A 23,852-nucleotide genomic window follows, 5' to 3' on the forward strand; every position below is an offset into this window, starting at 1 on the left:
GGGGGCGGGCCCCCGGTCAGACGCGGTCCACGGGCGCCCGCCCCCGGTGCCACCAGCGGCGGCGCGGCGGGTGGAGGGCGCGGGAGACCCGGCGTCCCAGCAGCAGATAGCCCAGCAGGGAACCGGTCGTGTTGAGGATGACATCGTCGATGTCGAACGACCGCCCCTGCACGATCGCGCCCTGGACCAGTTCGACCAGCAGCATCACCGCTGCCGTGGTGAGCACTACCCGCAGCAGCCCCCGGGCGCGGGGGATCAGCACCGGCAGCAGCACCCCGAAGGGCACGCCCAGCGCGATATTGCCGCCGATCTGCTTCACCGCGTCCCGTACCGACGGCTGGTTGAGGTAGAGCCGCAGCGACTCCCCCGGGTGGAGGTTGGAGTGCGAGAGCGGCACGGAGGCGGGCGAGGGGGTGAGCGTCAGCCGGGCGAGTACGGCTGCGAAGGCCACCATGGCGGCGAACGCGACCAGCATGATCAGGACCCGCAGCAGCGCCACCGCCGGTGAGCGGTCCGGCCCCACCGGGCGTTCCGGCTGCACCGGCTGCACCGGTTGCGCCGGCTGCACCGGGCGCTCCGGCTCCGGCTCCGGCCGCCCACCCCGGCGAAACCGTTCCCTTAAAGCGCCGACCGTCCGCGCGGGCCACCGGCCCGCTCCGCGCCCCGCGCTTTCCTTGGCGATCGACACGGATGGACCCCCTCGCAGCCGGCGTTCACGCGCTTCGCGTGCTCCGTCGCCCTGCGCCTACCCCATGTGCCCGCAGCCACGCAGGAGCTGTCGGCGGGTCAGAGGTCGACGCCGTCCCGGCCGAGGAGGGTCACCCGGGCCACGGTGCCGGCGAGGATGCCGGCCTTGCGCAGCGCGGACTTCAGTGGATTGCCGCCGTGGACCGGCGGGGGTGCCTGCCGAGATGCCTGCCGAGATGCCTGCCGGGGTACCGTGACGGCCCTCGGGTGCGAGGTGAGGTGTGCGGTGCTCATGTCGTCCACGGTAGGTTCCGCCGCTCAGCCGCGGCATCGGCCGGAGGGCCGCTTCGGCGGGCCGGGCGGTCGTCCTCCAGGCGTACGCCGATCCTCCTCCGTGCTGGCCCCGACCCTGAGACCGGCGCCCGCCCACTCAGGGTTCCGGTGTCACCCGCACGGCGAAATCCGTTAGCGCGGCCGACGCAAAGCGTCTACCATGGCCCGCCTGCCGCCTCCCGAACCGTGGTGCCCGCTCGACGGGCAGCCGTGGGAGGAAGCCGCCCGGTCGGTAACCGGTCGGCGTCCTTCACAGTGTTCCGTAACGAGTCCGCTGCGGCACCGGGCCGCTCCCTTCCCGGACCCCCGGGTCCGCCGCAGCCGGGAAGGCTTCGCCGTGCCCTCGCACGCCCACACCACCTCTGCCGCGCCACCGTCCGGCGCACCCTCCGACGACCCACTGGAGCGCGAACGGGCCCATCTACGCTCCTCCCGCGCCGCGCTGCGCGCGATGCGGGAGGACGTCGAGTCGCTGGACCTCACCGATGTCGCCGGTACCTGGGTCTCCGCCGAGGTACTCCGCAAGCAGATCGAGAACCGCGTCACCGCACTCGCCGACCTGGCCCACACCCCGCTCTTCTTCGGCCGCCTCGACTACCGGCACCCGGTCGGCGGCGAGCAGGCCGAGGGCGCGGCGGGCGAGCGCTTCTACATCGGCCGCAGACACGTCCACGACGCCGACGGCGACCCGCTGGTGATCGACTGGCGGGCCCCCGTCTCCCAGGCGTTCTACCGGGCGGGCCGCACCGATCCGATGGGCGTGGAGCGCCGCCGCCGCTTCGGCTACACCGGCGGCGAGCTGACCGCGTACGAGGACGAGCACCTCACCGACCCCGCCGAGGCGGACACCGCCAGCGCGCTGCTGGCCGCCGAGATCGAGAAGCCGCGCGTCGGCCCGATGCGGGACATCGTCGCCACCATCCAGCCGGAGCAGGACGAGATCGTCCGCGCCGGCGTCACCGGCAGCGTCTGTGTGCAGGGCGCCCCCGGCACCGGGAAGACGGCGGTCGGCCTGCACCGGGTGGCCTATCTGCTGTACGCGCACCGCGACCGCCTGGCCCGCACCGGCACCCTGGTCCTCGGGCCCAACCGGTCGTTCCTGCGCTATATCGAGCAGGTGCTGCCCGCCCTCGGCGAGGTGGACGTGGCCCAGGCGACCGTGGAGGACCTGGTCGCCCATGTCCCGGTGCGGGCCGCCGACCCGGCCGAGTCCGCCCGGCTGAAGGGCGATGCGCGGATGGCCGAGGTGCTGCGGCGCGCGGTGCGCTCCGGCGTACGGATGCCCACCGAGCCGTGCGTGGTGGTGCGCGGCTCGCGGCGGTGGCGCATCCCGGCGTACGAGCTCCAGGAGATCGTGGAGGAGCTGCTCTCCCGCGACATCCGGTACGGCGCGGCCCGGGAGGCGCTGCCGCAGCGGATCGCGCACGCGGTGCTGGTGAAGATGGAGAACGGCGGCGAGGCGCCCGACGACCGGGTGCAGGACGCGGTGGCCCGCGCGCAGCCGGTCAAGGCGGCGGTGAAGGAGCTGTGGCCGCCGGTGGACCCGGTGAAGCTGGTGTACCGGCTGCTCGGCGACGCGGAGTTCCTGGCGGAGTGCGCGGACGGCGTGCTCAGCGAGGAGGAGCAGCGGGCGGTGCGCTGGCCCGGTCCGGTCCGCTCGGTGAAGTCCGCACCGTGGACGGCGGCCGACGCGGTCCTGGTCGACGAGGCCGCCGACCTGGTGCAGCGCACCCCGTCGCTGGGGCATGTGGTGCTGGACGAGGCGCAGGACCTCTCCCCCATGCAGTACCGGGCGGTGGGGCGCCGCTGCACCACCGGCTCGGTGACGGTGCTGGGCGACATCGCGCAGGGCACCACGCCGTGGGCGACGGCCTCCTGGGCGGAGGCGCTGCGCCATCTGGGCAAGCCGGAGGCCGTGGTGGACGAGCTGACCCGGTCCTTCCGGGTGCCGGGCGAGGTGATCACCTATGCCTCCAGGCTGCTGCCGTCGATCGCCCCGGGGCTGGCCCCGGCGTCGTCGGTGCGTGAGGCGGCGGGCGCGTTGGAGGTGCGCCGGGTGCCGCTCCCGGAGCTGCCGGAGGACAGCGCCGTACGGGATCTGGCCGCGCTGGACCGGGCCGCCGGGCTGGCCGGTCCGGCCGGCCATCCGGCGCTGGACGCCGCCGTGGTGACGGCCTGCCGGGACGCCCTGGAGCGGGAGGGTTCCATCGGCCTGATCGCGGCCGACGCCCGCATCCCGTCCCTGGCGGCGGCGCTGCGGTCGGCCGGGATGCCGTTTCTGGACCCGGGCGACGAGACCAGCGCCGGGGCCCGGCTGACCCTGGTGCCCGCCTCGCTGGCCAAGGGCCTGGAGTACGACCAGGTGGTGCTGGACGAGCCCGCCGCCGTGGTGGCCGGCGAGCCCGACGAGCGCACCGGGCTGCGGCGGCTCTATGTGCTGCTCACCCGTGCCGTCTCCGGTCTGACGATGGTGCACTCCCAGCCGCTGCCCGCGCAGCTGGGGTGATCCGCCCCGGCCCGGCGGACCGCCGTCCGCCGGGCCGGGCCGGGAGCGCTCCCGCCGTGGTTCAGACGGTGGCGGGGACGGGTGCGTCGATGAGGTCGCGCCAGATCCGGACCCGGTGCGCGTCGACCGGTGACTCCCACCCCGCGACGCGTACGGCGCCGCCGACGTGGAAGGCGTCCAGGCCCACTGCGCGCAGGCCGGGGACGTGTTCGGCGCGCAGGCCGCCGCCCACCAGCAGTTGCTGGCCGCCGGTGGTCCCGGCCTCGGCGGCCAGCACCTCCAGCCCGGACTCCACTCCGGCGGCCGATCCGGCGGTGAGGAAGGTGTCCAGCCCGGGCAGTCCGGCCACGGCCGCGCGGGCGGCGTGCCGGTCGGCGGCGTGGTCCAGCGCCCGGTGGAAGGTCCAGCGGCAGCCGGGCACCGCGTCCAGTACCGCCCGTACCGCGTCCAGGTCGACCTCCCCCGAGGGGGTGAGGAAGCCCAGCACAAACTCCTCGGCGCCCTCGGCGCGGAGCAGCCGGGCCCGCGATCTCAGCCGGTCCAGGTCCCCCGGTGCGAAGCCGTCCTGGAGCCTCAGCATCACCCTCAGCGGCACCTGCACGGCCTCGCGGATGCGGCGGAACACCTCCACCGGCACCGTCAGCCCGTCGGCGTGCATCTCGGTGACCAGCTCAAGGCGGTCAGCGCCGCCGGACACCGCGGCCACGGCGTCCTCGGCGGACGTGGCGATCACCTCGAAGATTGGTCTAGACATGTGGGACAGCCTGCCATACCCACCCCTCCCGCCGCGAGCCCGGTCGCCCCACCATGGGAGCCATGACCACCGACCCGCACCGCGATCCCTCCGCCGACCCGCACACCGACCGGGGCACCGACCTGCTGGACCGCTGGAACGACCTGCTGGCCCGCTGCGGCGCCACCGGGGACCCCGCCCCCTACGGCGAGGAACTGCTGCGCCGCTGGGCCGAGCCGCAGCGGCGGTACCACACCACGGCGCATCTGGCCGCCGTACTGGACGCGGTCGACACCCTGGCCGGGCACGCCGACGACGCGGACACGGTACGGCTGGCGGCCTGGTTCCACGACGCCGTCTACCGGCCGGACCGCTCGGAGAACGAGGAGCGCAGCGCCGCCCTGGCCGAACGGGCGCTCGCCGAGGCCGGGCTGACGCCCGCCCGGATCGCCGGGACCGCCCGTCTGGTACGGCTGACCGCCACCCATGACCCGGCCCCCGGCGACCGCGACGGCGAGGTGCTGTGCGACGCCGACCTGGCTGTCCTGGGCGGCTCCCCGGAGGCGTACGCGGCCTATGCGGCGGCGGTCCGGGAGGAGTACGGCTTTCTGCCGGAGGACGTCTTCCGCTCCGGCCGCGCGGCGGTGCTGCGCCGTCTGCTGGCGCTGCCCGCCCTCTACCGCACCGCCACCGCCCACGCCCGCTACGAGGACCGCGCCCGCCGCAACCTGGCCACCGAGCTGGAACTGCTCCGGAGCTGAGGCGTCAGACCCCGCCCAGCTCGCCGACCGAGGCCACCACCGCGCCCTCCTTGCCGCAGACCCAGTGCGGGTCGGGCCCCAGTTCGGGCTCCACGGAGAGGGCGTGCGGGTCGCCCTCGGCGGCGTGCACGGTGCAGAGCGGCCAGCGGCCGTACGCCTCCAGCAGGGCGTCCTGGACGTCCTGGGCGACCAGGCCCAGCAGATAGGCGATGCCGTCCGGCCACTGCTCGACCCACCAGCGGCGGTGCGCCACCGCGTCCTCCACCAGGGAGACCACGGCGGCGTCGCAGACGTCGCGGGCGGTCAGGTCAGCGAGGATGCGGGCGCGTGCGCTGTGCAGCGCCGCCTCCAGCGCGGAGTCGGCGGGCTGGCTGTGCTCGGAGGACATGCGCCCATTGTCCCCTGCCCGCAGCGCGGCCCCCGCTCCTACGGGCCCCTACGGGCCGGTCAGCCGATCCAGACGGTCTTGGCGTTGCAGAACTCCCGGATGCCCAGCGCGGCCAGCTCCCGCCCGTACCCGGAGCGCTTGACCCCGCCGAACGGCAGCTGCGGAGAGGAGGCGACCAGGCCGTTGACGAAGACCGCCCCGGCCTCCAGCTCCGCCGTGAACAGCTCCTGCTCGGCCGGGTCGCGGGTCCAGGCGGCCGAGCCGAGGCCGAAGGAGGTGGCGTTGGCGACCTCGACGGCCTCCTCGGCGGAGGCGACCCGGTAGAGGGAGGCGACCGGACCGAAGACCTCCTCCTGGGCGATACGCATCTCCGTGGTGAGGTCGGCGAGCACGGTCGGCGGGTAGAACCAGCCCGGCCCGTCCGGACGCCCGCCGCCGCAGAGCACGGTGGCGCCGGACGCCACGGCGTCTGCCACCAGCTCCTCCACCTCGGCGCGGCCCTGCTCGGTGGCGAGCGGGCCGATGTCGGTGGACTCGTCCATCGGGTCGCCGACCTTCAGCGCCCGCATCCGCTCGGTGAAGCGCTCCGCGAAGGCGTCGTAGACGTCCCGGTGCACCAGGAAGCGCTTGGCGGCGATGCAGGACTGGCCGTTGTTCTGGGTGCGGCCGGTGACGGCGGTGGCGACGGCCGCGTCCAGGTCGGCGGAGGGCATCACCAGATAGGGGTCGCTGCCGCCGAGTTCCAGCACGGTCTTCTTGATCTCGTCACCGGCGACGGCGGCCACCGAGCGGCCGGCCGGTTCGCTGCCGGTGAGGGTCGCGGCGGCCACCCGGGGGTCGCGCAGCACCGCCTCCACCTCGGCGGAGCCGATCAGCAGGGTCTGGAAGCACCCCTCGGGGAAGCCGGCCCGACCGAAGAGGTCCTCCAGGTAGAGGGCGGTCTGCGGGACGTTGGAGGAGTGCTTGAGCAGCCCGGTGTTGCCCGCCATCAGCGCCGGTGCGGCAAACCGGACCACCTGCCAGAGCGGGAAGTTCCACGGCATCACGGCCAGCACCACGCCCAGCGGCTGCCAGCGGACCATCGCCTTGGACGCCTTGACCACGGAGGGGTCCGGCAGCAGCTCCGGCGCCAGGAACAGCTCCGCGTGCTCGGCGTAGTAGCGCATGGTGGTGGCGCACTTGGCGGCCTCCGCGCGGGACTGCACCAGCGGCTTGCCCATCTCGGCGGTCATGGTGCGGGCGATCTCGTCCCGCTCGGCGTCCAGCAGGTCGGCAGCCCTGCGCATCCGCTCGGCCCGCTCGGCGAAGGAGGTCCGCCGGTGCGCGAGGAAGGCGTCATGCGCCCGGCCGATCCTGGCCCTGACCTCCGCGTCGCCCATCGGCTCGAAGGTCTTGAGCGTCTCCCCCGTGGCGGGGTTCACCGATGCGATGGCCATGGCGGTCTCTCCTCCTCGGGGATCGGCGTGCGGTCACTCACCGCGTGGGCCTCCTGCCCGGTCCATGCGAGGTGAAGCGTCACCGTTGTACGGTCGCCAGGTGCCCACCGACCCTCCCCCCGACCCTCCCTCCGGCCTTCCCTCCGGCCCGCCCCCCACCCCCGATGGCCTGCGCGCCCGGCTGGAGACCCTGGCCACCGAGGCGGTCCGCCCCGACCTGGCCGACCTCGACCTGCTCCCCACCGCCGAGCTCGCCCGGCTGATGAACGCCGAGGACGCCTCCGTACCGGCCGCCGTGGCCGCCGCCCTCCCACGGATCGCCGCCGCGGTGGACGCCGTGGCCGAGCGGATGGCGCGCGGCGGGCGGCTGGTGTACGCCGGCGCGGGCACGGCGGGGCGGCTGGGGGCGCTGGACGCCGCCGAGTGCCCGCCGACCTTCGGCACCGGCCCCGGCCAGGTGGTGGCGGTGCTGGCGGGCGGCCGTACGGCGGCCACCGCAGCGGTGGAGGGGGCCGAGGACGACACCGAGGCGGCGGTGGCCGACCTGGACGCGCTGCGGATCGGCCCGGATGACACGGTGATCGGCGTCTCCGCCTCCGGCCGCACCCCCTATGCGGTCGCGGCCGTCCGGCACGCCCGCGTGCTGGGGGCGCTCACCGTGGGCCTGGCCTGCAACCCGGGCTCGGAGCTGGCAGCCGCCGCCGCGTACGCCATCGAGGTGGCGACCGGCCCGGAACTGATCGCGGGGTCCACCCGGCTGAAGGCGGGCACGGCGCAGAAGCTGGTGCTCAACATGGTCTCGACGCTCACCATGGTCCGCCTCGGCAAGACCTACGGGAACCTGATGGTGGACCTCCGCCCCACCAACGCCAAACTCCGCGCCCGCGCCCACCGCCTGGTCGCCCAGGCCACCGGCTGCTCCGACGAGGAGGTGTCGGCCGCCCTGGCCGCCACCGGCGGCGAGGTGAAGCCCGCCATCCTCTGCCTGCTCGCCGACCTCGACCCGGAGACCGCCGCCCGCCTCCTCACCGAGTCGCGGGGCCGGCTGCGCGAGGCGCTGGCCCGGAGCAGGCAGGGTCGCCCTCCCCGCCCTTAGCCGGGCACACCGAAGGGCGGCTCCCCCGTGTCGGGGAGCCGCCCTTCGGTCTGTTCCAGGACTGGCCTGATCCGAAGACCGGATCAGAAGTCCATGTCACCGCCCGGCATGCCGCCGCCGGCCGGGGCAGCGGCCTTCTCCGGCTTGTCGGCGATGACGGCCTCGGTGGTGAGGAAGAGCGCGGCGATGGAGGCCGCGTTCTGGAGGGCGGAGCGGGTGACCTTGGCCGGGTCGATGATGCCCGAGGCGACCAGGTCGACGTACTCGCCGGTGGCCGCGTTCAGGCCGTGGCCGGCGGGAAGGTTGCGCACCTTCTCCACCACGACGCCGCCCTCAAGCCCGGCGTTGGCCGCGATCTGCTTGATCGGGGCCTCCAGCGCGACCTTGACGATGTTGGCACCGGTGGCCTCGTCGCCGTCCAGCTCCAGCTTCTCGAACGCCACGCCGGCCTGCAGCAGGGCGACGCCGCCACCGGCGACAATGCCCTCCTCGACGGCGGCCTTGGCGTTGCGCACCGCGTCCTCGATGCGGTGCTTGCGCTCCTTGAGCTCCACCTCGGTGGCCGCGCCGGCCTTGATGACGGCGACGCCGCCGGCCAGCTTGGCGAGGCGCTCCTGGAGCTTCTCGCGGTCGTAGTCCGAGTCGGAGTTCTCGATCTCGGCGCGGATCTGGTTGACGCGGCCCTGGATCTGGTCGGCGTCACCGGCACCGTCGACGATGGTGGTCTCGTCCTTGGTGATGACGACCTTGCGGGCGCGGCCCAGCAGGTCGACGCCGGCGTTCTCCAGCTTGAGGCCGACCTCCTCGGAGATGACCTGGCCGCCGGTGAGGATGGCGATGTCACCCAGCATGGCCTTGCGGCGGTCGCCGAAGCCCGGGGCCTTGACGGCGACGGACTTGAAGGTGCCGCGGATCTTGTTGACCACCAGGGTCGACAGGGCCTCGCCCTCGACGTCCTCGGCGATGATCAGCAGCGGCTTGCCGCTCTGCATGACCTTCTCGAGGATCGGCAGCAGGTCCTTGACGGAGCTGATCTTGGAGTTGGCGATCAGGATGTACGGGTCGTCGAACGACGCCTCCATCCGCTCCAGGTCAGTCGCGAAGTAGGCCGAGATGTAGCCCTTGTCGAAGCGCATGCCCTCGGTGAGCTCAAGCTCCAGACCGAAGGTGTTGCTCTCCTCGACGGTGATGACGCCTTCCTTGCCGACCTTGTCCATCGCCTCGGCGATGAGCTCGCCGATCTGCGGGTCAGCGGCGGAGATGGAGGCGGTGGAGGCGATCTGCTCGCGGGTCTCCACGTCCTTGGCCTGCTCAAGCAGCTGGGCGGAGACGGCCTCGACAGCCGCCTCGATGCCGCGCTTGAGGGCCATCGGGTTGGCGCCGGCGGCGACGTTGCGCAGACCCTCGCGGACGAGAGCCTGGGCGAGCACGGTGGCGGTGGTGGTGCCGTCACCCGCGACGTCGTCGGTCTTCTTGGCGACCTCCTTGACGAGCTCCGCGCCGATCTTCTCGTACGGGTCCTCGAGCTCGATCTCCTTGGCGATGGAGACGCCGTCATTGGTGATCGTGGGGGCGCCCCACTTCTTCTCAAGGACGACGTTGCGGCCCTTGGGGCCCAGCGTGACCTTGACGGCGTCGGCGAGCTGGTTCATCCCGCGCTCGAGGCCGCGGCGCGCTTCCTCGTCGAACGCGATGATCTTGGCCATGTGGGATGGTCCTCCATGGGGGTCCCCCCGGCCAGAGGCTGGGGGAGGGATGGCATGCTCCGGACCGCGTGGCGCCCGCGACGGACGGCCCCTGGCCGCGTGGGTCCTTTCCCCACCGCCCGGGAGCCTCACCGACCCGGTCCGCTGTCACTCTCAACCTCAGAGTGCTAACGCAATAGTTAGCACTCTCCCCCGAGGAGTGCAAGCTCAATGGCCGGGGTTTCGGGGGCGGACACGACGGCGGGCCCGCACCCGAGTGTTCGGGTGCGGGCCCGCGAAGACCGTGTGGAGCACTGGCCGGGTCCGCTTCGGCGCCGAGGCGGTCACAGCCGCCGGGCGCATCGGTCCGGGCGCTTCTCCGGTCGGTGGCCGTGGTCGCAGACGAGACGGCCGGCGGTCAGCCGGCGAGACGGACCATGTCCGCCTGCGGGCCCTTCTGGCCCTGCGAGATCTCGAACTCGACCCGCTGGCCCTCCTCGAGGGTGCGGTAGCCGTCCATCTGGATCGCGCTGTAGTGGACGAACACGTCCGCACCACCGTCGACCGCGATGAAGCCGTACCCCTTCTCCGCGTTGAACCACTTGACGGTGCCCTGAGCCATTCCAAACTCCCCTAGTACTGGCCCTTTCACGGACCCGCACTCCGCGGACCCGGGACGACCGCCCACCTCGGCCCCCCCGAAGCAGAGCCCATGCGGGTGAGCGTGTCGACCGCGGCTGAATGTATCCGCATCGATGCCCTGTGCAACAGAGCAAATGGACGAGAAATCCGGAAGTGCGCTAACGGGTGTTCCGGGGCAAATCCCGCAGCGGAAGGCAATACGGGCCGGACATAGCGGACCTGCGCGACAATTCGCGCCCAGAATTGTGACGCGCCACGGCAGTCAGGGCGTGCGTGACGGGCGCCCGTCTCAAAGAGCGGACGTGCTGCCGTGCGGAGAGGTCGAGAGGTTTGGAATGCACGGTGGCGGTACAGAAACAGGTGGGGCCGTCCATGTCGTATGCCATGGAACAAGCCACCGCCGACCGGAGCCCACTCTATCGCGCTTCCGGTGGATGGACGTGCCCGGGCCACACGATCCTCACAGGTCCTCTCCGCCCATAAGCAGCGCATGGCCACCGCAGACCCGCGAAAAGCGGCCGGGCGCCGGTCCGCGATCGATTGACCGCGGACCGGCGCCCGGCCGGAATTCGACGTTCAGCAGCCGCCGGCGACGGCCGGGATGATGGAGATCCCGATGCCGTCCGGGGTGGCGGTCCCCAGCCCCTCGGCGAACCGCACATCGTCGTCGTTGACATAGACGTTCACAAAGCGGCGCAGCTTGCCCGCGTCGTCCAGCAGCCGCGCCCGGATGCCGGTGTGGTTGGCCTCCAGGTGGTCGATGACCTCGGCGAGGGTGGTGCCCTCGGCGGTCACCTCGGCGGCGCCGCCGGTGTAGGTGCGCAGGATGGTGGGGATGCGGACGTTGACGCTCATGCGAGGCCAGCCTCTCGGAACGAAGCAAGGGTGGGGCGGATGGTCGCGGTCGGGCCGGTGCCGGCGACCGCGTCCAGGGTCTTGAGTCCGTCGCCGGTGTTGAGCACCACGGTCTCGGCGGCGGGGTCGAGGAGGCCCTTCTCCAGCAGCTTGCGCAGCACGCCGACGGTGACGCCGCCGGCGGTCTCGGCGAAGATGCCCTCGGTCCGGGCGAGCAGCTTGATGGCGTCGACCACCTCGGCGTCCGAGACGTCCTCCACGGCGCCGCCGGTGCGGCGGGCGATGTCCAGGACGTACGGGCCGTCGGCGGGGTTGCCGATCGCCAGCGACTTGGCGATGGTGTCCGGCTTCACCGGGCGCACCACGTCATGGCCGGCCTTGTAGGCGGCGGCGACCGGCGAGCAGCCGGTGGCCTGGGCGGCGAAGATCCGGTACGGCTTCTCCTCGACCAGGCCGAGGGCGATCAGCTCCTTCAGCCCCTTGTCGATCTTGGTGAGCTGGGAGCCGGAGGCCACCGGGATCACGATCTGGTCCGGCAGCCGCCAGCCGAGCTGCTCGCAGATCTCGTACGCCAGGGTCTTGGAGCCCTCGGCGTAGTAGGGGCGGAGGTTGACGTTGACAAAGCCCCAGCCCTCGCCGACCGGGTCGCCGATCAGCTCCGAGCAGAAGCGGTTGACGTCGTCGTAGCTGCCCTCGATGGCCACCAGCTCGCCGCCGTAGACGGCGGCCATGACGACCTTGCCGGCCTCCAGGTCGTGCGGGATGAAGACGCAGGAGCGGAAGCCCGCCCGGGCGGCGGCAGCGCCGACCGCACCGGCCAGGTTGCCGGTGGAGGAGCAGGAGAGGGTGGTGAAGCCGAAGGTGCGGGCGGCCTGGACGGCGATGGCCACGACCCGGTCCTTGAAGGAGTGGGTCGGGTTGCCGGAGTCGTCCTTGATGTGCAGGCCGCCGGTGACGCCCAGCTCGGCCGCCAGGTTGTCGGCCCGGACCAGCTTGGTCCAGCCCGGGTTGAGGCCGGGGAGGGAGGCCACATCCGCGGGGACGGGCAGCAGCGGAGCGTACCGCCAGATGTTGGTGGGGCCGGCCTCGATCTGCTTGCGCAGGGCCTCGGGGTCGCCGCTCGGGAGGTCGTACGCGATCTCCAGCGGCCCGAAACACTCCGGACAGGCGAAGCTGGGGCCGAGCGGGGACCGGGCGCCGCATTCGCGACAGGAGAGCGCGACGGCGGGACCGAGATCGACGGTGGGGGTGTCCGCAGCGGGTGCGACGGTCTGCACAGCCATGGGCGAGGGCCTCTCTCCTCATCTTCCCTGCGGCGCATCTCGCCGCAGGACGGAATTGGCACCTTGCCCACCGGGGCCTCGCAGATGACGGGCGAAGCCGGTGGGAGGGTTGCCGGGACTTCGTCGGGCCGTTCCCTCTGTCCCTCTGGATGAGCTCTATGGCGTCCTGAGGACGCATTTGTCAGCAATCGACCCCGGCATGCGATGGTCGTATCGCTTGTCCAAGACTGTAACCGACGGACCCGGCCCTCCAGGGAGCCGTCCGCCACGCGAGATGGATCATAGGACCGCCGTGACAGGAGAGAACCGAGTGCTCGACGAGGTGGAGGGCTGGCTGCGCCGCCGGTCCTGGTCCGCCGCCGACCGGCCGCTGCGCACCCTGTGCGCGGCCAAGGAGGCGGCGGGGGCGGCGGGAACCATCAGCGTGGTCCTGCCCGCGCTGGACGAGGAGTCCACCGTCGGCGGGATCGTCTCGGTGATCCGCCGCGAGCTGATGGAGCGGGTGCCGCTGGTGGACGAGCTGGTGGTGCTGGACTCCGGGTCCGGCGACCGCACGGCCGAGGTGGCGGCGGCTGCCGGGGCGCGGGTGGTGCACCGCGACGCGATACTCCCCCGAGTGCCGTCGGTGCCGGGCAAGGGCGAGGTGCTGTGGCGGTCGCTGCTGGTGACCAGCGGCGAGATCGTCTGCTTTGTGGACGCCGACCTCCGGGAGTTCTCCGCCGACTTCGTCTCCGGGATCGTCGGCCCGCTGCTGACCGACCCGGACCTCCAGCTGGTGAAGGCGATGTACGACCGGCCGCTGGAGACCGAGGGCGCGGTGGTCCCGGCCGGCGGCGGCCGGGTGACCGAACTGGTGGCCAGGCCGCTGCTCAATCTGCACTGGCCGCAGCTGGCCGGGTTCGTCCAGCCGCTGGGCGGCGAGTACGCGGCCCGCCGGTCGCTGCTGGAGCGGCTGCACTTCCCCACCGGCTACGGCGTGGAGCTGGGCCTGCTGGTGGACGCGCTGGGCGAGGCCGGCCTGGACGCGCTGGCCCAGGTGGACGTCGGCGTACGCCACCACCGCCACCAGGACGGGCAGGCCCTCGGCCGGATGGCGGCGACCATCTACCGCACCGCGCTGGAGCGGCTGGTCCGCACCGGCCGGCTGAAGGGCGAGGACGACCTGGTGCGGCCGCTGCTCACCCAGTTCTCCCGCACGGCGGCCGAGCGGCCCGGCCAGGGCGGCGGATTCGCCCCGCACACCCACGCGGTACCGGCCCTGGAGCGGCCGCCGATGACCAGTGTCCCTGAGTACCGGGCCCGCCGCGCGGCGTAGCGGCTGGTTTGCCGGGAGACCCGCCCGGCAAGGTACGGGGCATGGCCGAGACCGAAGCACATCGCGATCGCCCGACCGCCGCCACCGGCAGCGGATCCATACTCGTCGCCTCCAACAGAGGGCCGCTCTCCTTCACGGTCGAGGACGACGGGGCGCTGTCGGTCAAACGGGGCGGCGGGGGGCTGGTCTCCGGGCTCTCCTCCATCGAGGACGCGGACGCCGTCTGGGTCTGCGCGGCGCTCACCGAGGGCGACCGCACGGCGGCCCGGCAGGCCCCCGGCGGGCGGCTGGACCGAGCCGGATTCACGGCGCTTCCCGGGGCGGCGGGTGGCGGCCAGAACGTCCGGATGCTGGACATCGACCCGGGCACCTTCGCCCGCGCCTACAACGGCATCGCCAACTCCACGCTCTGGTTCGTCCACCACCTGCTGTACAACACCCCGACCGCGCCCAACTTCGACGAGCGGTTCCGCAAGGAGTGGGCGTCCTACGAGGCGTACAACACCGCCTTCGCCGACGCGCTGGCCGAGGAGGCCGCGCCGGGCGCGGCGGTGCTGGTGCAGGACTACCACCTGTCGCTGGTGCCCAGCCTGCTCCGGGAGCGCCGCCCGGACCTGCGGATCGGGCACTTCTCGCACACCCCGTGGGCGCCCTCGGAGTACTACCGGATGCTGCCCGACGACGTGGCGCGGGATGTGCTCACCGGCATCCTGGGCGCCGACCGGGCGGCGTTCCTCACCCGCCGCTGGGCGGACGCCTTCGCCGACTGCTGCGCCTCGGTGCTGGGCGCCGAGGTGCGGCGGCCGGCCGACGGCGACCTGGAGGTGGTGTACGGCGGCCGGACCACCCGGCTCGGGGTGCACGGGTTGGGCGCCGACGCCGACTTCCTGCGCGAGCGGGCCCACCGCGCCGATGTGGACTCCCGGCTGGCCGGGCTGCGGGAGGCCGTCGGCGACCGCAGGGTGGTGGTCCGGGTGGACCGCACCGAGCTGTCCAAGAACATCGTCCGGGGGCTGCTCGCCTACCGGCATCTGCTGCGCACCCGCCCGGAGTGGCACGACCGGGTGGTGCATGTGGCCTTCGCCTACCCCTCGCGGCACGACCTGCCGGAGTACCGGGAGTACACGGCGGCCGTGCAGCGGGTCGCCCAGGAGATCAACGACGAGTTCGGCACCGAGAGCTGGCAGCCGCTGATCCTGCACGTCCAGGACGACTTCCCGAGGTCGCTGGCGGCCTACCGGCTGGCCGACGTGGCGCTGGTCAACCCCATCCGGGACGGCATGAACCTGGTCGCCAAGGAGATCCCGGTGGTCTCCGAGGGCGGCTGCGCCCTGGTGCTCTCCCGGGAGGCCGGCGCCTACGCCGAACTCGGCGAGGACGCGGTCACGGTCAACCCCTATGACGTGGTCGCCACCGCGGAGGCGCTGCACACCGCGCTCACCATGCCGATCGCCGAGCGCACCGACCGCTGCAAGCGGCTGGCCGCCGCCGCGACCGCGCTGCCGCCTCAGCAGTGGTTCCTGGACCAGCTGCACGCCCTGGCCTGAGCAGTACCCGCACATGGTGGGGTGCCCCGGCGGCGTACTCAGCCGGGCGCCCCCATCGCGTCGGCGAGCGCGTCCAGCAGGGCGACCAGGCCGGCCGGGCCGGCCACCACCAGGTCGGCGCGGTCGGCCAGCTCCCGGACGGGGGCTTCGCCGTCCTCGGTGGCGCTGCACACCAGCAGGCCGGGCACGCCCTCGCCGCGCAGCTTCTCCACGGCGGCATAGGCGGCCAGGTCGCCCAGGTCGTCGCCGGCGTAGAGCACCGCGTGGGCTCCCCGCTCATGCAGGAAGCCGGAGAGCGCGGCGCCCTTGTCGACGCCGGGCGGGCGCAGCTCCAGCACCATCCGGCCGGGCTCGCCCACCAGGCCGTGCCGGTCGGCGAGGGCCAGCAGCGGGGCGCGCAGCTGCTCCAGGGCGGTGTCGGGGTCCTCGGTGCGGCGGGTGTGGACGGCGACCGAGCGGCCCTTGTCCTCCACCCAGGTGCCCTGCCAGGCGCCGATCCGGTCCAGGAAGCCGGGCAGTTCGGCGCGGACCGCCGCCACGCCGGGGTGGACCCGGGGGGCGCGTACCTCGCCGGTGACGGCGTCCCAGCGCTCGGCGCCGTAGTGGCCGAGGACCACCAGGTGCTCCAGTCCGGCCACGCCGGCGAAGCCGCCGTACCGCACCGCCACCCCGGCCGGGCGGCCGGTGACGATCGCGACCGCGCCCACCAGCGGGGCGAGCCGGGCGAGGGCGGCGACGGCGCCGGGGTGGGCGCGGGCCTGGTCGGGGTCGGGGACGATGGGGGCGAGGGTGCCGTCGAAGTCGAGGGCGACGACGGCGTGCGACGGGTCCGCGATCAGCGCGGCGAGACCCTTCGCACCGGCGGCAGTGGTCGGCTCGGGGATGCCCATGCCGGCGACCCTACCCGGGGGCGGCCCGGCCCACGCCCGATGCGGCGGCGGCGGATCCGGGGTCAGCGGCGGCTGCGGCGGGCCTCGCGGATCCGGCGCAGCCGGTTCACCAGCACCGGGGCGTGGGCGAGGGCCTCGGGGCGGTCCAGCAGGCCGCCCAGCAGTTGGTAGTAGCGGGCCGGGGAGAGGCCGAGCCGCTCCCTGATGGCCTGCTCCTTGGCGCCGGGGGTGCGCCAGTACCGCCCTTCGAGGGCGAGGATGGCGCGGTCGCGGTCGCTGAGGGGTGAAGCGTCCATCCGGGCCTCCTCCCGTTCCGACGATACGACCTGTCATTCTGCCCGCCGCCTGTGACGCACTCTGCCACTGCCGGGCGGCGCGGGGCCGGGCTAGCCTCCGCGCATGAGCATCGCACCACCGCTGAGCTTCGCCGTCCATGTCCCCGAGCTGGAACTGGAGCCGGACCCGCTGCCGCCGGACCAGATCGTCTCCGGCAGTCCTGAGGTGTCGGGGAAGGTGCTGTGGGAGTCGCCGGACGGCCGGCTGGTCCGGGGGATCTGGCAGATCACCCCGGGGGTGGTGACCGACACCGAGGCCGATGAGCTCTTTGTGGTGGTCAGCGGCCGGGCCACCATCGAGGTGGAGGACGGGCCGGTGCTGGAGGTCGGGCCGGGTGACGCGGCGGTGCTGCGGGCCGGCGACCGGACCCGGTGGACGGTCCATGAGACGCTGCGCAAGGTGTACCAGATCACCCTGGAGTGAACGGCCGTGCCGCCCCGGATCGGCCCGGGGCGGCACGGTGGTGACGGAACGTCAGATCACTTGACGGAGCCGGCGGTGAGGCCGGAGACGACATGGCGTTCGATGAAGGCGAAGAGGATGACCACCGGGACGATGGCGACCACGGACCCGGCGAAGAGGTAGTTCCACTGCACGGTGTAGTTGCCGACGAAGCTGTTGATGCCGACGGTGAGCGGCTGGCTGTCGGGGACCGTGGAGAGGGTCAGGCCCATCACGAACTCGTTCCAGGCCGCGATGAAGGTGAAGATCACGGCGGTGACGACGCCGGGCATGGCCAGCGGCAGGGTGACCCGGAAGAGCGCGCCGATCCGGCCGAGGCCGTCGATCATGGCGGCCTCCTCCAGCTCCACCGGGATGGAGCCGATGTAGGCGGTGAGGATCCAGATGGCGAAGGCGAGGTTGAAGGCGCCGTTGCAGAGGATCAGCGTCCAGACCGAGTTGAGCATGTCGAACTGGTAGAACTCGCGGTACAGGCCCACCAGCAGCGAGGTCGGCTGGAACATCTGGGTGACCAGCACCAGCAGCAGGAAGACGGTGCGGCCACGGAACCGGGTGCGCGCCGTGTAGTAGGCGGCGGGCAGCGCCACCAGCAGCACCAGCAGCGTGGAGCCGCCGGCCACCAGCAGGGTGACCCTGAGGTTGGACCCGAGGTTGGACTCGCGCCAGACGTCGATCAGGTTGGACCACTGGAAGTGGCCCGGGAGGTAGGTGGCGTCGCGCAGTTCGCCCGCCGGGCGGACGGCGGTGACCACCATCTCCAGGTACGGCAGCAGGAAGACGGCGGCCAGCAGCCAGGCCAGCCCGGCGATGATCACCGTACGGGGGCGGACGGTCCGCCGGGGCGCGCTGCCGGCGGCGGCCGGGGCGGACCGGCGGGCGGGGGTGGTGACGGTGGCGGCGGGGGTGCTCATCGGTCCTCCTCCTGGTTCCAGCGGCTGACCCTGAGGAAGAGCAGCACCATGACGACGACCAGGGCGAAGTTGACCACCGACATCGCGGCGGACTCGCCCATGTCGGTGGACATCAGCTGGTACATGAAGACCGTGGTGGTGGCGGTGTCGCTGGCGGGGCCGCCCTGGGTCATCCCCCAGATGACGGGGAAGGAGTTGAAGACATTGATCAGGTTGATCACCACGCCGACCAGCAGCGCGGGCCGCAGCAGCGGCAGGGTGATCCGCAGATAGGTCTGCCAGCTGGAGGTGCCGTCGACCTTGGCCGCCTCGTACACCTCGCCGGGGACCGTCTGGAGTCCGGCCAGCAGGGTGTAGGTGGTGAAGGGCAGCGAGACGAAGACGGCCACGAACATCATCCACGGCCAGGCGGTGGCGGGGTCGCCCAGCCAGTCCCTGGGGTTGTCGATCAGGCCGAGGTCGGTCATCAGGGTGTTGAGGACGCCGGCCGTCTGGTTGAGCATCCACTTGAAGCCGATGGAGGTCATCAGCACGGAGGCCGCCCAGGGGGCGATCAGCGCCCAGCGGGTGATGCGGCGTCCGGGGAAGTTCTGGTTGAACAGCTGGGCCAGGGCGAGCGAGACCAGGATGGTCAGCCCGACCACGACCAGCGTCCAGATCACCGTCCAGGTGAGGACATGGCCGAAGTCGGGCTCGTCGAAGAGCTTCCGGTACTTGTCGGTGCCGGCCGAGCCTCGGACGAAGCCGCTGGTGCTGATCTTCAGAAACGAGGTGCGGACCATCTCGTAGACGGGCCAGAGGACCACGATCAGGATCAGCAGTACGGCCGGGCCGATCCACGGCAGCGGGCCGAGCCTGGCGAGGCCGGGGCGGCGCCGGCCCGGCGAGGCGGTCTTGAGTGACACGGTGAATCTCCCGAGGTCCGGGGCTGTGCGGTGTCGGGGCAGAAAGGGGTGCGGGGGCGGGGCGCGGGACCGCCCCGGCGCCGAGTGTGCGGGCGCCGGGGCCGGTCCTGGCCGACTACTTGTCCGCGACCGCGTCCTCGGCCTTCTTCTGGAGGTCGCCCAGGACCTTCGCCGGGTCGTCCTTGATCGCGGTGCCGCCGCTCTTCTTGATCTCGGCGGAGACCGCGTCCCAGGCGGTGTCACCCAGGGGGTAGAAGGAGGCGTTCGGCAGCAGGGCGAAGAAGGGCTCCAGGTCCTTGTGGGTGCCGCTGCCGGTCATCGCCTGGAGGGTGTCCTTGGTGACCGGCATCAGGTTGTACATCTCGTCGAACTTCAGCGTGTTGTCCTTGGTGTACGCGAAGTCCAGGAACTTCTTGATCTCGTCCTGGTGGCCGTTCTTCTTGAAGGCCATCAGCCAGTCGGCGACACCGAGCGTGTTGGAGAGCGGGCCGGTCTTGCCGGGGATCGGCGCCACCCCGTAGTCGATGCCGCCGTCCTTGGCCATCTGGATCAGCGAGGGGTGGCCGTTGAGCATGCCGACCTTGCCCGCCGCGAAGTCCGCGAAGGCGGTCTTGCGGTCGGTGGTGGCCGGGTTGGCGTAGGTGAGGCCCGGGTCCACCAGGTTGGACTTCAGCCAGCTGAAGGTGTCGATGTTGGCCTGGCTGTTGATGGCGTACTTGCCCGCGGAGTCGGTCCAGCCGCCGCCGTTGCCCAGCTCCCACATCATGCCCTCGCCCTGGGCCTCCTCCGGGCCCAGCGGCAGGGCGTAGGGGGTGGCGGCGAGCTTCTTGTCCTTGATGATCCGGGCGTCGGCCTTGACCTCGTCCCAGGTCTTCGGGGGCGCGGCAATCCCGGCCTGGGAGAAGATCTTCTTGTTGTAGAAGAAGGCGCGGGCGGAGGAGACGAACGGGATGCCGTACTGGGTGCCGTCGACCTGGCCGGCCTTGGCGAAGGTCTCCATGAAGTTGGCCTGGGTGTCCGCGGAGAGCACATCGGACGCCTTGTAGAGCAGGTCGTCGGCGACCTTGTCGGCATAGCCGCCGGTCTGGAGGATGTCCGGCATATTGCCGCTCTGGATCATCGTCTTGACCTGCTTGTCGATGTCGTTCCAGTTGATGACCTGGACATCGACAGCGATCTTCGGGTTGGCCGCGTGGAAGCGCTTGGCGACGTCGTCCCAGTAGATCTTGGAAGCGTTGGTGGCCTTGTCGCCGTAGTCGGCGGCGACGAGCTTGAGGGTGACCGATCCGTCGGCCGACTTGCCGCCGCCCTTGTCCCCGCTGCTGCTACAGGACGTCAGCGCGAGCGCGCCGACCGCACAGATCGCCGAGAGGCTGACCACACGCCGGTTCATGCAACTACCGCCTTTTTGCGCCTGCGGGCCCTTGTCCTGGCCAGGCCCGGTGTGTCGGCCAGCGTGCTCCCCGCACCTCGGAGAGGTCTACACCAGTTATCGAATCGCTGAGCTTCATTGCATCCCGCGCAACGACCAATCGGGCATATCATGACAGACCGCCGACGCCTCGGCGAGTAGTCCACACGACACCTGGACCAGACCAATTGCATAACTGGACTAGACCTCTCCTCCCTGGTCGGGACAGACTGTCCCCGTGAACCACGTCATCGCACTCGATGTGGGCGGCACCGGCATGAAAGCCGCGCTGGTCGCCCTGGACGGCACGCCGCTGCACCAGGCACGCCGCCCCACCGGCCGGGAACGCGGTCCGGACGCCGTCGTCGGCGCCATCCTCGGGCTCGCCGCCGAACTCGCCGAGGAGGGGATGGCCCGCTTCGGCACCCCGCCCGCCGCCGCCGGCGTCGCGGTGCCCGGCACCATCGACGGGGCGAACGGCATCGCGGTCTTCTCCGCCAACCTCGGCTGGCGCGACGTCCCGCTGCGCCGGCTGCTCGGCGACCGGCTGGCCGCCCTGACCGGTACCGACTGCCCGGTCGCCCTGGGCCATGACGTCCGCTCCGGCGGCCTCGCCGAGGCCCGGATCGGGGCGGGGCGGGGCGTCGACCGGTTCATCTTCATGGCGCTGGGCACCGGCATCGCCGGAGCCATCGGCATCGGCGGCCGGATCGAGGCGGGGGCGCACGGCTACGGCGGCGAGATCGGCCATGTCGTGGTGCGCCCCGGCGGACCGGAGTGCGGCTGCGGCGCCCGTGGCTGCCTGGAGACCCTGGCGTCGGCCTCCGCCGTCAGCCGGGCCTGGGCAGCGGCCGTCGGCGACCCCGAGGCCGACGCCGCCGACTGCGCCCGCGCCGTCGAGGCGGGCGACGACCGGGCGGCCGCCATCTGGCAGCAGGCGGTCGACGCCCTCGCCGACGGCATCATCATCTGCCAGAGCCTGCTCGACCCGTCGACGGTGATCATCGGCGGCGGACTGGCCGAGGCCGGTGACACGCTCTTCACCCCGCTTCACGCCGCGGTGGCGGAACGGATCACCTTCCAGGTGGCCCCGGCACTCGTACCGGCGATGCTCAAGGACAACGCCGCCTGCCTGGGCGCGGGTCTGCTCGCCTGGGACCTGCTCTCCCTGGAGGTGACCGCTTGACCGCCCCCACCGCTCCTGCCACGGACCGCACCGTGCTCACCGGGGCCCGGCTGGTGCTGCCCACCGGCGTTGTCGAGGGCGGCCTGCTGGCCGTCGAACGCGGCCGCATCGCCGCCGCCGGACCGGCCGGGCCGAGCCCGGTGCCCGGCGCGCTGGACCTCACCGGCCGCACGGTCGTCCCCGGCTTCGTGGACCTCCATGTGCACGGCGGCGGCGGGGCCTCGTACGCCTCCGGAGTCGCCGAGGAGGCGCTGACGGCCGCCCGCACCCACCTGGAGCACGGCACCACCACGACCATGGCGAGCACCGTCACCGGGGAGATCGAGGAGCTCTGCCGGCAGGCCGCGGTCCTCTCCGAGCTGGTGGAGGACGGCGTACTGGCCGGCATCCACTTCGAGGGGCCGTTCATCTCCCACCAGCGGTGCGGCGCCCACCGTCCGGACCTGCTGCGCGACCCGGACCCGGCGGTGGTCCGCAGGCTGGTCCACGCGGCGCGCGGCGCCGCCAGGATGGTCACCCTCGCCCCGGAGCTACCCGGCGGCCTGGAGTCCGTACGGCTCCTCGCCGACCTGGGCGTCATCGCCGCCGTCGGCCACACCGACGCCGACTACGCCACCACGCTGAAGGCGGTCGAGGCCGGCGCCACCGTGGCCACCCACCTCTTCAACGCCATGCCCGCCATCCACCACCGCGACCCCGGCCCGATCGTGGCCCTGCTGGAGGACGAGCGGGTCACCGTGGAGCTGGTCAACGACGGCGTCCATCTGCACTCCGCCGTCCTGCAACTGGCCTTCGGCGCGGCCGGTGCCTCCCGGGTCGCCCTGATCACCGACGCCATGGGAGCCGCCGGGATGGGCGACGGGCTCTACCCGCTGGGTCCGCTGGAGGTCCGGGTGGCGGGCGGGGTGGCCCGGCTGGTCGAGGGCGGCTCCATCGCCGGTTCCACCCTGACCCTGGACACCGCCTTCAAACGGGCCGTCACGGTCGGCGGCCTCTCGCTCACCGACGCGGTCCGGGCGCTCTCCGCCAACCCGGCCGCCCTGCTGGGCCTCTCCGCCGAGGTCGGCTCACTGGAGGCCGGGAAGTACGCCGACCTGGTGGTGCTGGACTCCGCGAGCCACGACCTGGTGGCGGTGATGCGGCGCGGTCGCTGGGTGACCGGCGCCGACCGGCTGACCCCGGCCCAGGTGGCCTGACGCACCGCCGGACGTCGGGCCCCCGGACAGACCGTCCGGGGACCCGATCCGCCGTCAGCCAGGGAACACGCTGACCGACATCGGCGAGATGGCCACCTTGTCGACCAGCAGCCCCGCGCATCCGGGGTTGTCGCAGGTGACGACTATGGTGTTGGCGCCCGCCTTGAGGTTCAGCCAGGAGTAGGAGGAGACCCAGGCCCGCTCCGGGTCGCTGGACTTGGCCCAGTTGGTGAGTTTGATCCCGCCGCCGTGCTGCTCGCCGTTGATGGAGACGGCAGCCTGGGCGTCGGCGCCCGGGTTGTCGTAGTGCACCCAGAACTTGTACTGACCGGCCGACGGCGGCTGCACCTTCCAGGTGAGGGCAGTGCCCTGCTGGAGCGTCACATACTTGCCGTCGCTGGACTTGGCACCCTGGATGCCGCTGCCCTGCGCGCCCCCCTGCACCTGGAGTGACGAGGCGTCGGCGACCGGCTCGCTCGACGCACTGGGCGACGGGGACGCACTCGAATCCCCCGAGTCGCTGGCGGCGGCGCTCGGGGACTGCGAGGCCTGGCCCGCCGCGCCCTTGTCGCCCTTGTCGTCGTCGTTCATGAAGGCGAAGCTGGCGCCGATCACAATGGCGGCGACCACCGCGATGGCGCCGAAGACCAGACCACGGCTGCGCCCTCCGCCGCCCCGGCCCGCACCCCGGCCGCCGCCGTCGTGGCCGTCATAGCCGTCGTACCCGTCGGCGCCGGGCTGGGGGCGGGAGTGCTGGGCGTAGGGGGCGTGCTGATGCGGCACGGTCTGGCCGTAGGCGGGCTGCGCGGGCGGGCGCTGGCCGTACTGGGCCCGGCCCACCTGGGTCGGCTGGGCGTAGGAGGTACGCGGCACACCCGGCTGCTGGACGACCGTCGGGGCAGCCCCGTCCACGCCCTCGTTCCCGGCCCCGCCGCCCGAGGGGCGGTACAGGTAGCCGAACGGGTCGTCGTCCTCGGGTACACCGTTGCTGCCGGCCGTCATGCGGTCGTCAACTCCCTACTGCAAGTACGCCCCACCGCTGATACGACGCACGCCGAGGCCGAACGGTTCACCCGCGGAGAGGCCGGTGCGCGGCGGTCGGAGGACAGTCGGTGCGGCAGGCATGAGCACATGATCAATTTGCCCCGCGGCACCTGGCCGCGAGTCGAGAGGTAGGACACCCGTACCCGTGGCACCCTACCCCGGACGGGTGACAAGCACGAAAGCCCCCGTACGGCCCGAGAATGCCCCGGACGGCGGCCACCGGGCTCCACGGCGCCGACTCCCC

General features: G+C 72.6%; 23 protein-coding genes and 1 riboswitch. Of the genes, 8 read left to right on the forward strand and 15 right to left on the reverse strand.

The window, feature by feature from the left end; genetic code table 11:
- Positions 1-16 precede the first annotated feature (16 nt).
- Together C7M71_RS12885 and C7M71_RS12890 are read right to left on the reverse strand one after the other, a co-directional pair.
- Positions 17-541, reverse strand: coding sequence for a VanZ family protein (locus C7M71_RS12885; RefSeq protein WP_229759113.1), 525 nt, complete (start codon positions 539-541; stop codon positions 17-19).
- Positions 542-786: 245 nt separating this feature from the next.
- Positions 787-981 (reverse strand): hypothetical protein, encoded by a 195-nt coding sequence (locus C7M71_RS12890; protein WP_162824232.1) that lies wholly within the window; start codon positions 979-981, stop codon positions 787-789.
- Positions 982-1,357: 376 nt separating this feature from the next.
- Here C7M71_RS12890 and C7M71_RS12895 point away from each other — a divergent pair, with 376 nt between their 5' ends.
- On the forward strand, positions 1,358-3,526 hold the full coding sequence (locus C7M71_RS12895; protein WP_229758694.1) for a HelD family protein: 2,169 nt from the start codon (positions 1,358-1,360) through the stop codon (positions 3,524-3,526).
- Positions 3,527-3,587: 61 nt separating this feature from the next.
- Here C7M71_RS12895 and C7M71_RS12900 read toward each other — a convergent pair whose 3' ends face one another.
- The gene (locus tag C7M71_RS12900) at positions 3,588-4,280 is read right to left on the reverse strand and encodes a copper homeostasis protein CutC (RefSeq protein WP_111491060.1); all 693 of its coding nucleotides are present in this window, start codon (positions 4,278-4,280) and stop codon (positions 3,588-3,590) included.
- Positions 4,281-4,342: 62 nt separating this feature from the next.
- Between C7M71_RS12900 and C7M71_RS12905 the strand changes: the two genes are divergently transcribed.
- A complete protein-coding gene (locus C7M71_RS12905; protein WP_229758695.1) occupies positions 4,343-5,020 on the forward strand; it encodes an HD domain-containing protein in 678 nt (225 codons plus the stop codon).
- Positions 5,021-5,024: 4 nt separating this feature from the next.
- Here C7M71_RS12905 and C7M71_RS12910 read toward each other — a convergent pair whose 3' ends face one another.
- Together C7M71_RS12910 and C7M71_RS12915 are read right to left on the reverse strand one after the other, a co-directional pair.
- On the reverse strand, positions 5,025-5,408 hold the full coding sequence (locus C7M71_RS12910) for a hypothetical protein (protein WP_111491061.1): 384 nt from the start codon (positions 5,406-5,408) through the stop codon (positions 5,025-5,027).
- Between the two features lie 59 nt (positions 5,409-5,467).
- Complete coding sequence (locus C7M71_RS12915; RefSeq protein ID WP_111491062.1) at positions 5,468-6,844, reverse strand: NADP-dependent succinic semialdehyde dehydrogenase; 1,377 nt, start codon at positions 6,842-6,844, stop codon at positions 5,468-5,470.
- 100 nt (positions 6,845-6,944) lie between these two features.
- On the opposite strand from C7M71_RS12915, the gene murQ reads away from it, so the two are divergent.
- Positions 6,945-7,940 carry an N-acetylmuramic acid 6-phosphate etherase gene (murQ, locus tag C7M71_RS12920; RefSeq protein WP_407675893.1) on the forward strand — a complete coding sequence of 332 codons (996 nt, stop codon included), beginning with the start codon at positions 6,945-6,947 and terminating at the stop codon, positions 7,938-7,940.
- Positions 7,941-8,023: 83 nt separating this feature from the next.
- Here the strand turns inward: murQ and groL are convergent, their stop codons facing one another.
- The 4 genes from groL to thrC all read right to left on the reverse strand — a co-directional run bounded on the left by groL (position 8,024) and on the right by thrC (position 12,405).
- Entirely contained in the window at positions 8,024-9,646 is a 1,623-nt protein-coding gene (gene groL / locus C7M71_RS12925) for a chaperonin GroEL (protein ID WP_111493433.1), read from the reverse strand.
- Between the two features lie 397 nt (positions 9,647-10,043).
- The gene (locus tag C7M71_RS12930) at positions 10,044-10,247 is read right to left on the reverse strand and encodes a cold-shock protein (protein ID WP_009339379.1); all 204 of its coding nucleotides are present in this window, start codon (positions 10,245-10,247) and stop codon (positions 10,044-10,046) included.
- 596 nt (positions 10,248-10,843) lie between these two features.
- Entirely contained in the window at positions 10,844-11,122 is a 279-nt protein-coding gene (locus tag C7M71_RS12935) for a MoaD/ThiS family protein (protein ID WP_111493431.1), read from the reverse strand.
- Positions 11,119-12,405: a threonine synthase gene (thrC, locus tag C7M71_RS12940; protein WP_111493429.1), complete on the reverse strand. Its 1,287-nt coding sequence runs from the start codon at positions 12,403-12,405 to the stop codon at positions 11,119-11,121. Before thrC ends, C7M71_RS12935 begins: the two co-directional genes overlap by 4 nt.
- A gap of 15 nt (positions 12,406-12,420) precedes the next feature.
- Positions 12,421-12,561, reverse strand: a riboswitch (SAM riboswitch).
- 154 nt (positions 12,562-12,715) lie between these two features.
- On the opposite strand from thrC, the gene C7M71_RS12945 reads away from it, so the two are divergent.
- Both C7M71_RS12945 and C7M71_RS12950 read left to right on the forward strand, forming a co-directional pair.
- Entirely contained in the window at positions 12,716-13,720 is a 1,005-nt protein-coding gene (locus C7M71_RS12945) for a glucosyl-3-phosphoglycerate synthase (protein WP_111493427.1), read from the forward strand.
- Between the two features lie 41 nt (positions 13,721-13,761).
- On the forward strand, positions 13,762-15,267 hold the full coding sequence (locus tag C7M71_RS12950; RefSeq protein ID WP_111493425.1) for an alpha,alpha-trehalose-phosphate synthase (UDP-forming): 1,506 nt from the start codon (positions 13,762-13,764) through the stop codon (positions 15,265-15,267).
- A gap of 38 nt (positions 15,268-15,305) precedes the next feature.
- Here C7M71_RS12950 and otsB read toward each other — a convergent pair whose 3' ends face one another.
- Both otsB and C7M71_RS12960 read right to left on the reverse strand, forming a co-directional pair.
- Complete coding sequence (otsB, locus tag C7M71_RS12955) at positions 15,306-16,157, reverse strand: trehalose-phosphatase (protein ID WP_114914352.1); 852 nt, start codon at positions 16,155-16,157, stop codon at positions 15,306-15,308.
- Positions 16,158-16,219: 62 nt separating this feature from the next.
- The gene (locus tag C7M71_RS12960) at positions 16,220-16,453 is read right to left on the reverse strand and encodes a DUF3263 domain-containing protein (RefSeq protein WP_111492755.1); all 234 of its coding nucleotides are present in this window, start codon (positions 16,451-16,453) and stop codon (positions 16,220-16,222) included.
- Between the two features lie 103 nt (positions 16,454-16,556).
- Here C7M71_RS12960 and C7M71_RS12965 point away from each other — a divergent pair, with 103 nt between their 5' ends.
- Positions 16,557-16,916, forward strand: a complete 360-nt coding sequence (locus C7M71_RS12965; protein ID WP_111492756.1) for a cupin domain-containing protein — start codon at positions 16,557-16,559, stop codon at positions 16,914-16,916.
- 56 nt (positions 16,917-16,972) lie between these two features.
- On the opposite strand, the gene C7M71_RS12970 is transcribed toward C7M71_RS12965, so the two are convergent.
- The 3 genes from C7M71_RS12970 to C7M71_RS12980 form a co-directional block, all read right to left on the reverse strand.
- A complete protein-coding gene (locus C7M71_RS12970; protein ID WP_111492757.1) occupies positions 16,973-17,866 on the reverse strand; it encodes a carbohydrate ABC transporter permease in 894 nt (297 codons plus the stop codon).
- Complete coding sequence (locus C7M71_RS12975; RefSeq protein ID WP_111492758.1) at positions 17,863-18,771, reverse strand: carbohydrate ABC transporter permease; 909 nt, start codon at positions 18,769-18,771, stop codon at positions 17,863-17,865. The genes C7M71_RS12970 and C7M71_RS12975 overlap by 4 nt, the downstream gene beginning before the upstream one ends.
- A gap of 115 nt (positions 18,772-18,886) precedes the next feature.
- Entirely contained in the window at positions 18,887-20,164 is a 1,278-nt protein-coding gene (locus C7M71_RS12980; protein WP_111492759.1) for an extracellular solute-binding protein, read from the reverse strand.
- Between the two features lie 256 nt (positions 20,165-20,420).
- On the opposite strand from C7M71_RS12980, the gene C7M71_RS12985 reads away from it, so the two are divergent.
- The gene (locus tag C7M71_RS12985; protein ID WP_111492760.1) at positions 20,421-21,368 is read left to right on the forward strand and encodes an ROK family protein; all 948 of its coding nucleotides are present in this window, start codon (positions 20,421-20,423) and stop codon (positions 21,366-21,368) included.
- A complete protein-coding gene (gene nagA / locus C7M71_RS12990; protein WP_229758696.1) occupies positions 21,365-22,564 on the forward strand; it encodes an N-acetylglucosamine-6-phosphate deacetylase in 1,200 nt (399 codons plus the stop codon). The genes C7M71_RS12985 and nagA overlap by 4 nt, the downstream gene beginning before the upstream one ends.
- A gap of 54 nt (positions 22,565-22,618) precedes the next feature.
- On the opposite strand, the gene C7M71_RS30635 is transcribed toward nagA, so the two are convergent.
- Positions 22,619-23,566: a carbohydrate-binding protein gene (locus tag C7M71_RS30635; protein ID WP_162824233.1), complete on the reverse strand. Its 948-nt coding sequence runs from the start codon at positions 23,564-23,566 to the stop codon at positions 22,619-22,621.
- Positions 23,567-23,852: the final 286 nt, after the last annotated feature.

Source organism: Peterkaempfera bronchialis (genome assembly GCF_003258605.2).
Taxonomy (GTDB): domain Bacteria; phylum Actinomycetota; class Actinomycetes; order Streptomycetales; family Streptomycetaceae; genus Peterkaempfera; species Peterkaempfera bronchialis.

Bases quoted from the DNA above. Each gene is read 5' to 3' on its own strand.
- thrC (WP_111493429.1), bottom strand. From the start codon at position 12,405: ATGGCTGTGCAGACCGTCGCACCCGCTGCGGACACCCCCACCGTCGAT.
- C7M71_RS12900 (WP_111491060.1), bottom strand. From the start codon at position 4,280: ATGTCTAGACCAATCTTCGAGGTGATCGCCACGTCCGCCGAGGACGCC.
- otsB (WP_114914352.1), bottom strand. From the start codon at position 16,157: ATGGGCATCCCCGAGCCGACCACTGCCGCCGGTGCGAAGGGTCTCGCC.
- C7M71_RS12950 (WP_111493425.1), top strand. From the start codon at position 13,762: ATGGCCGAGACCGAAGCACATCGCGATCGCCCGACCGCCGCCACCGGC.
- C7M71_RS12910 (WP_111491061.1), bottom strand. From the start codon at position 5,408: ATGTCCTCCGAGCACAGCCAGCCCGCCGACTCCGCGCTGGAGGCGGCG.
- C7M71_RS12915 (WP_111491062.1), bottom strand. From the start codon at position 6,844: ATGGCCATCGCATCGGTGAACCCCGCCACGGGGGAGACGCTCAAGACC.
- C7M71_RS12930 (WP_009339379.1), bottom strand. From the start codon at position 10,247: ATGGCTCAGGGCACCGTCAAGTGGTTCAACGCGGAGAAGGGGTACGGC.
- C7M71_RS30635 (WP_162824233.1), bottom strand. From the start codon at position 23,566: ATGACGGCCGGCAGCAACGGTGTACCCGAGGACGACGACCCGTTCGGC.
- C7M71_RS12905 (WP_229758695.1), top strand. From the start codon at position 4,343: ATGACCACCGACCCGCACCGCGATCCCTCCGCCGACCCGCACACCGAC.
- groL (WP_111493433.1), bottom strand. From the start codon at position 9,646: ATGGCCAAGATCATCGCGTTCGACGAGGAAGCGCGCCGCGGCCTCGAG.
- C7M71_RS12890 (WP_162824232.1), bottom strand. From the start codon at position 981: ATGAGCACCGCACACCTCACCTCGCACCCGAGGGCCGTCACGGTACCC.
- C7M71_RS12970 (WP_111492757.1), bottom strand. From the start codon at position 17,866: ATGAGCACCCCCGCCGCCACCGTCACCACCCCCGCCCGCCGGTCCGCC.
- C7M71_RS12935 (WP_111493431.1), bottom strand. From the start codon at position 11,122: ATGAGCGTCAACGTCCGCATCCCCACCATCCTGCGCACCTACACCGGC.
- C7M71_RS12965 (WP_111492756.1), top strand. From the start codon at position 16,557: ATGAGCATCGCACCACCGCTGAGCTTCGCCGTCCATGTCCCCGAGCTG.
- C7M71_RS12960 (WP_111492755.1), bottom strand. From the start codon at position 16,453: ATGGACGCTTCACCCCTCAGCGACCGCGACCGCGCCATCCTCGCCCTC.
- C7M71_RS12980 (WP_111492759.1), bottom strand. From the start codon at position 20,164: ATGAACCGGCGTGTGGTCAGCCTCTCGGCGATCTGTGCGGTCGGCGCG.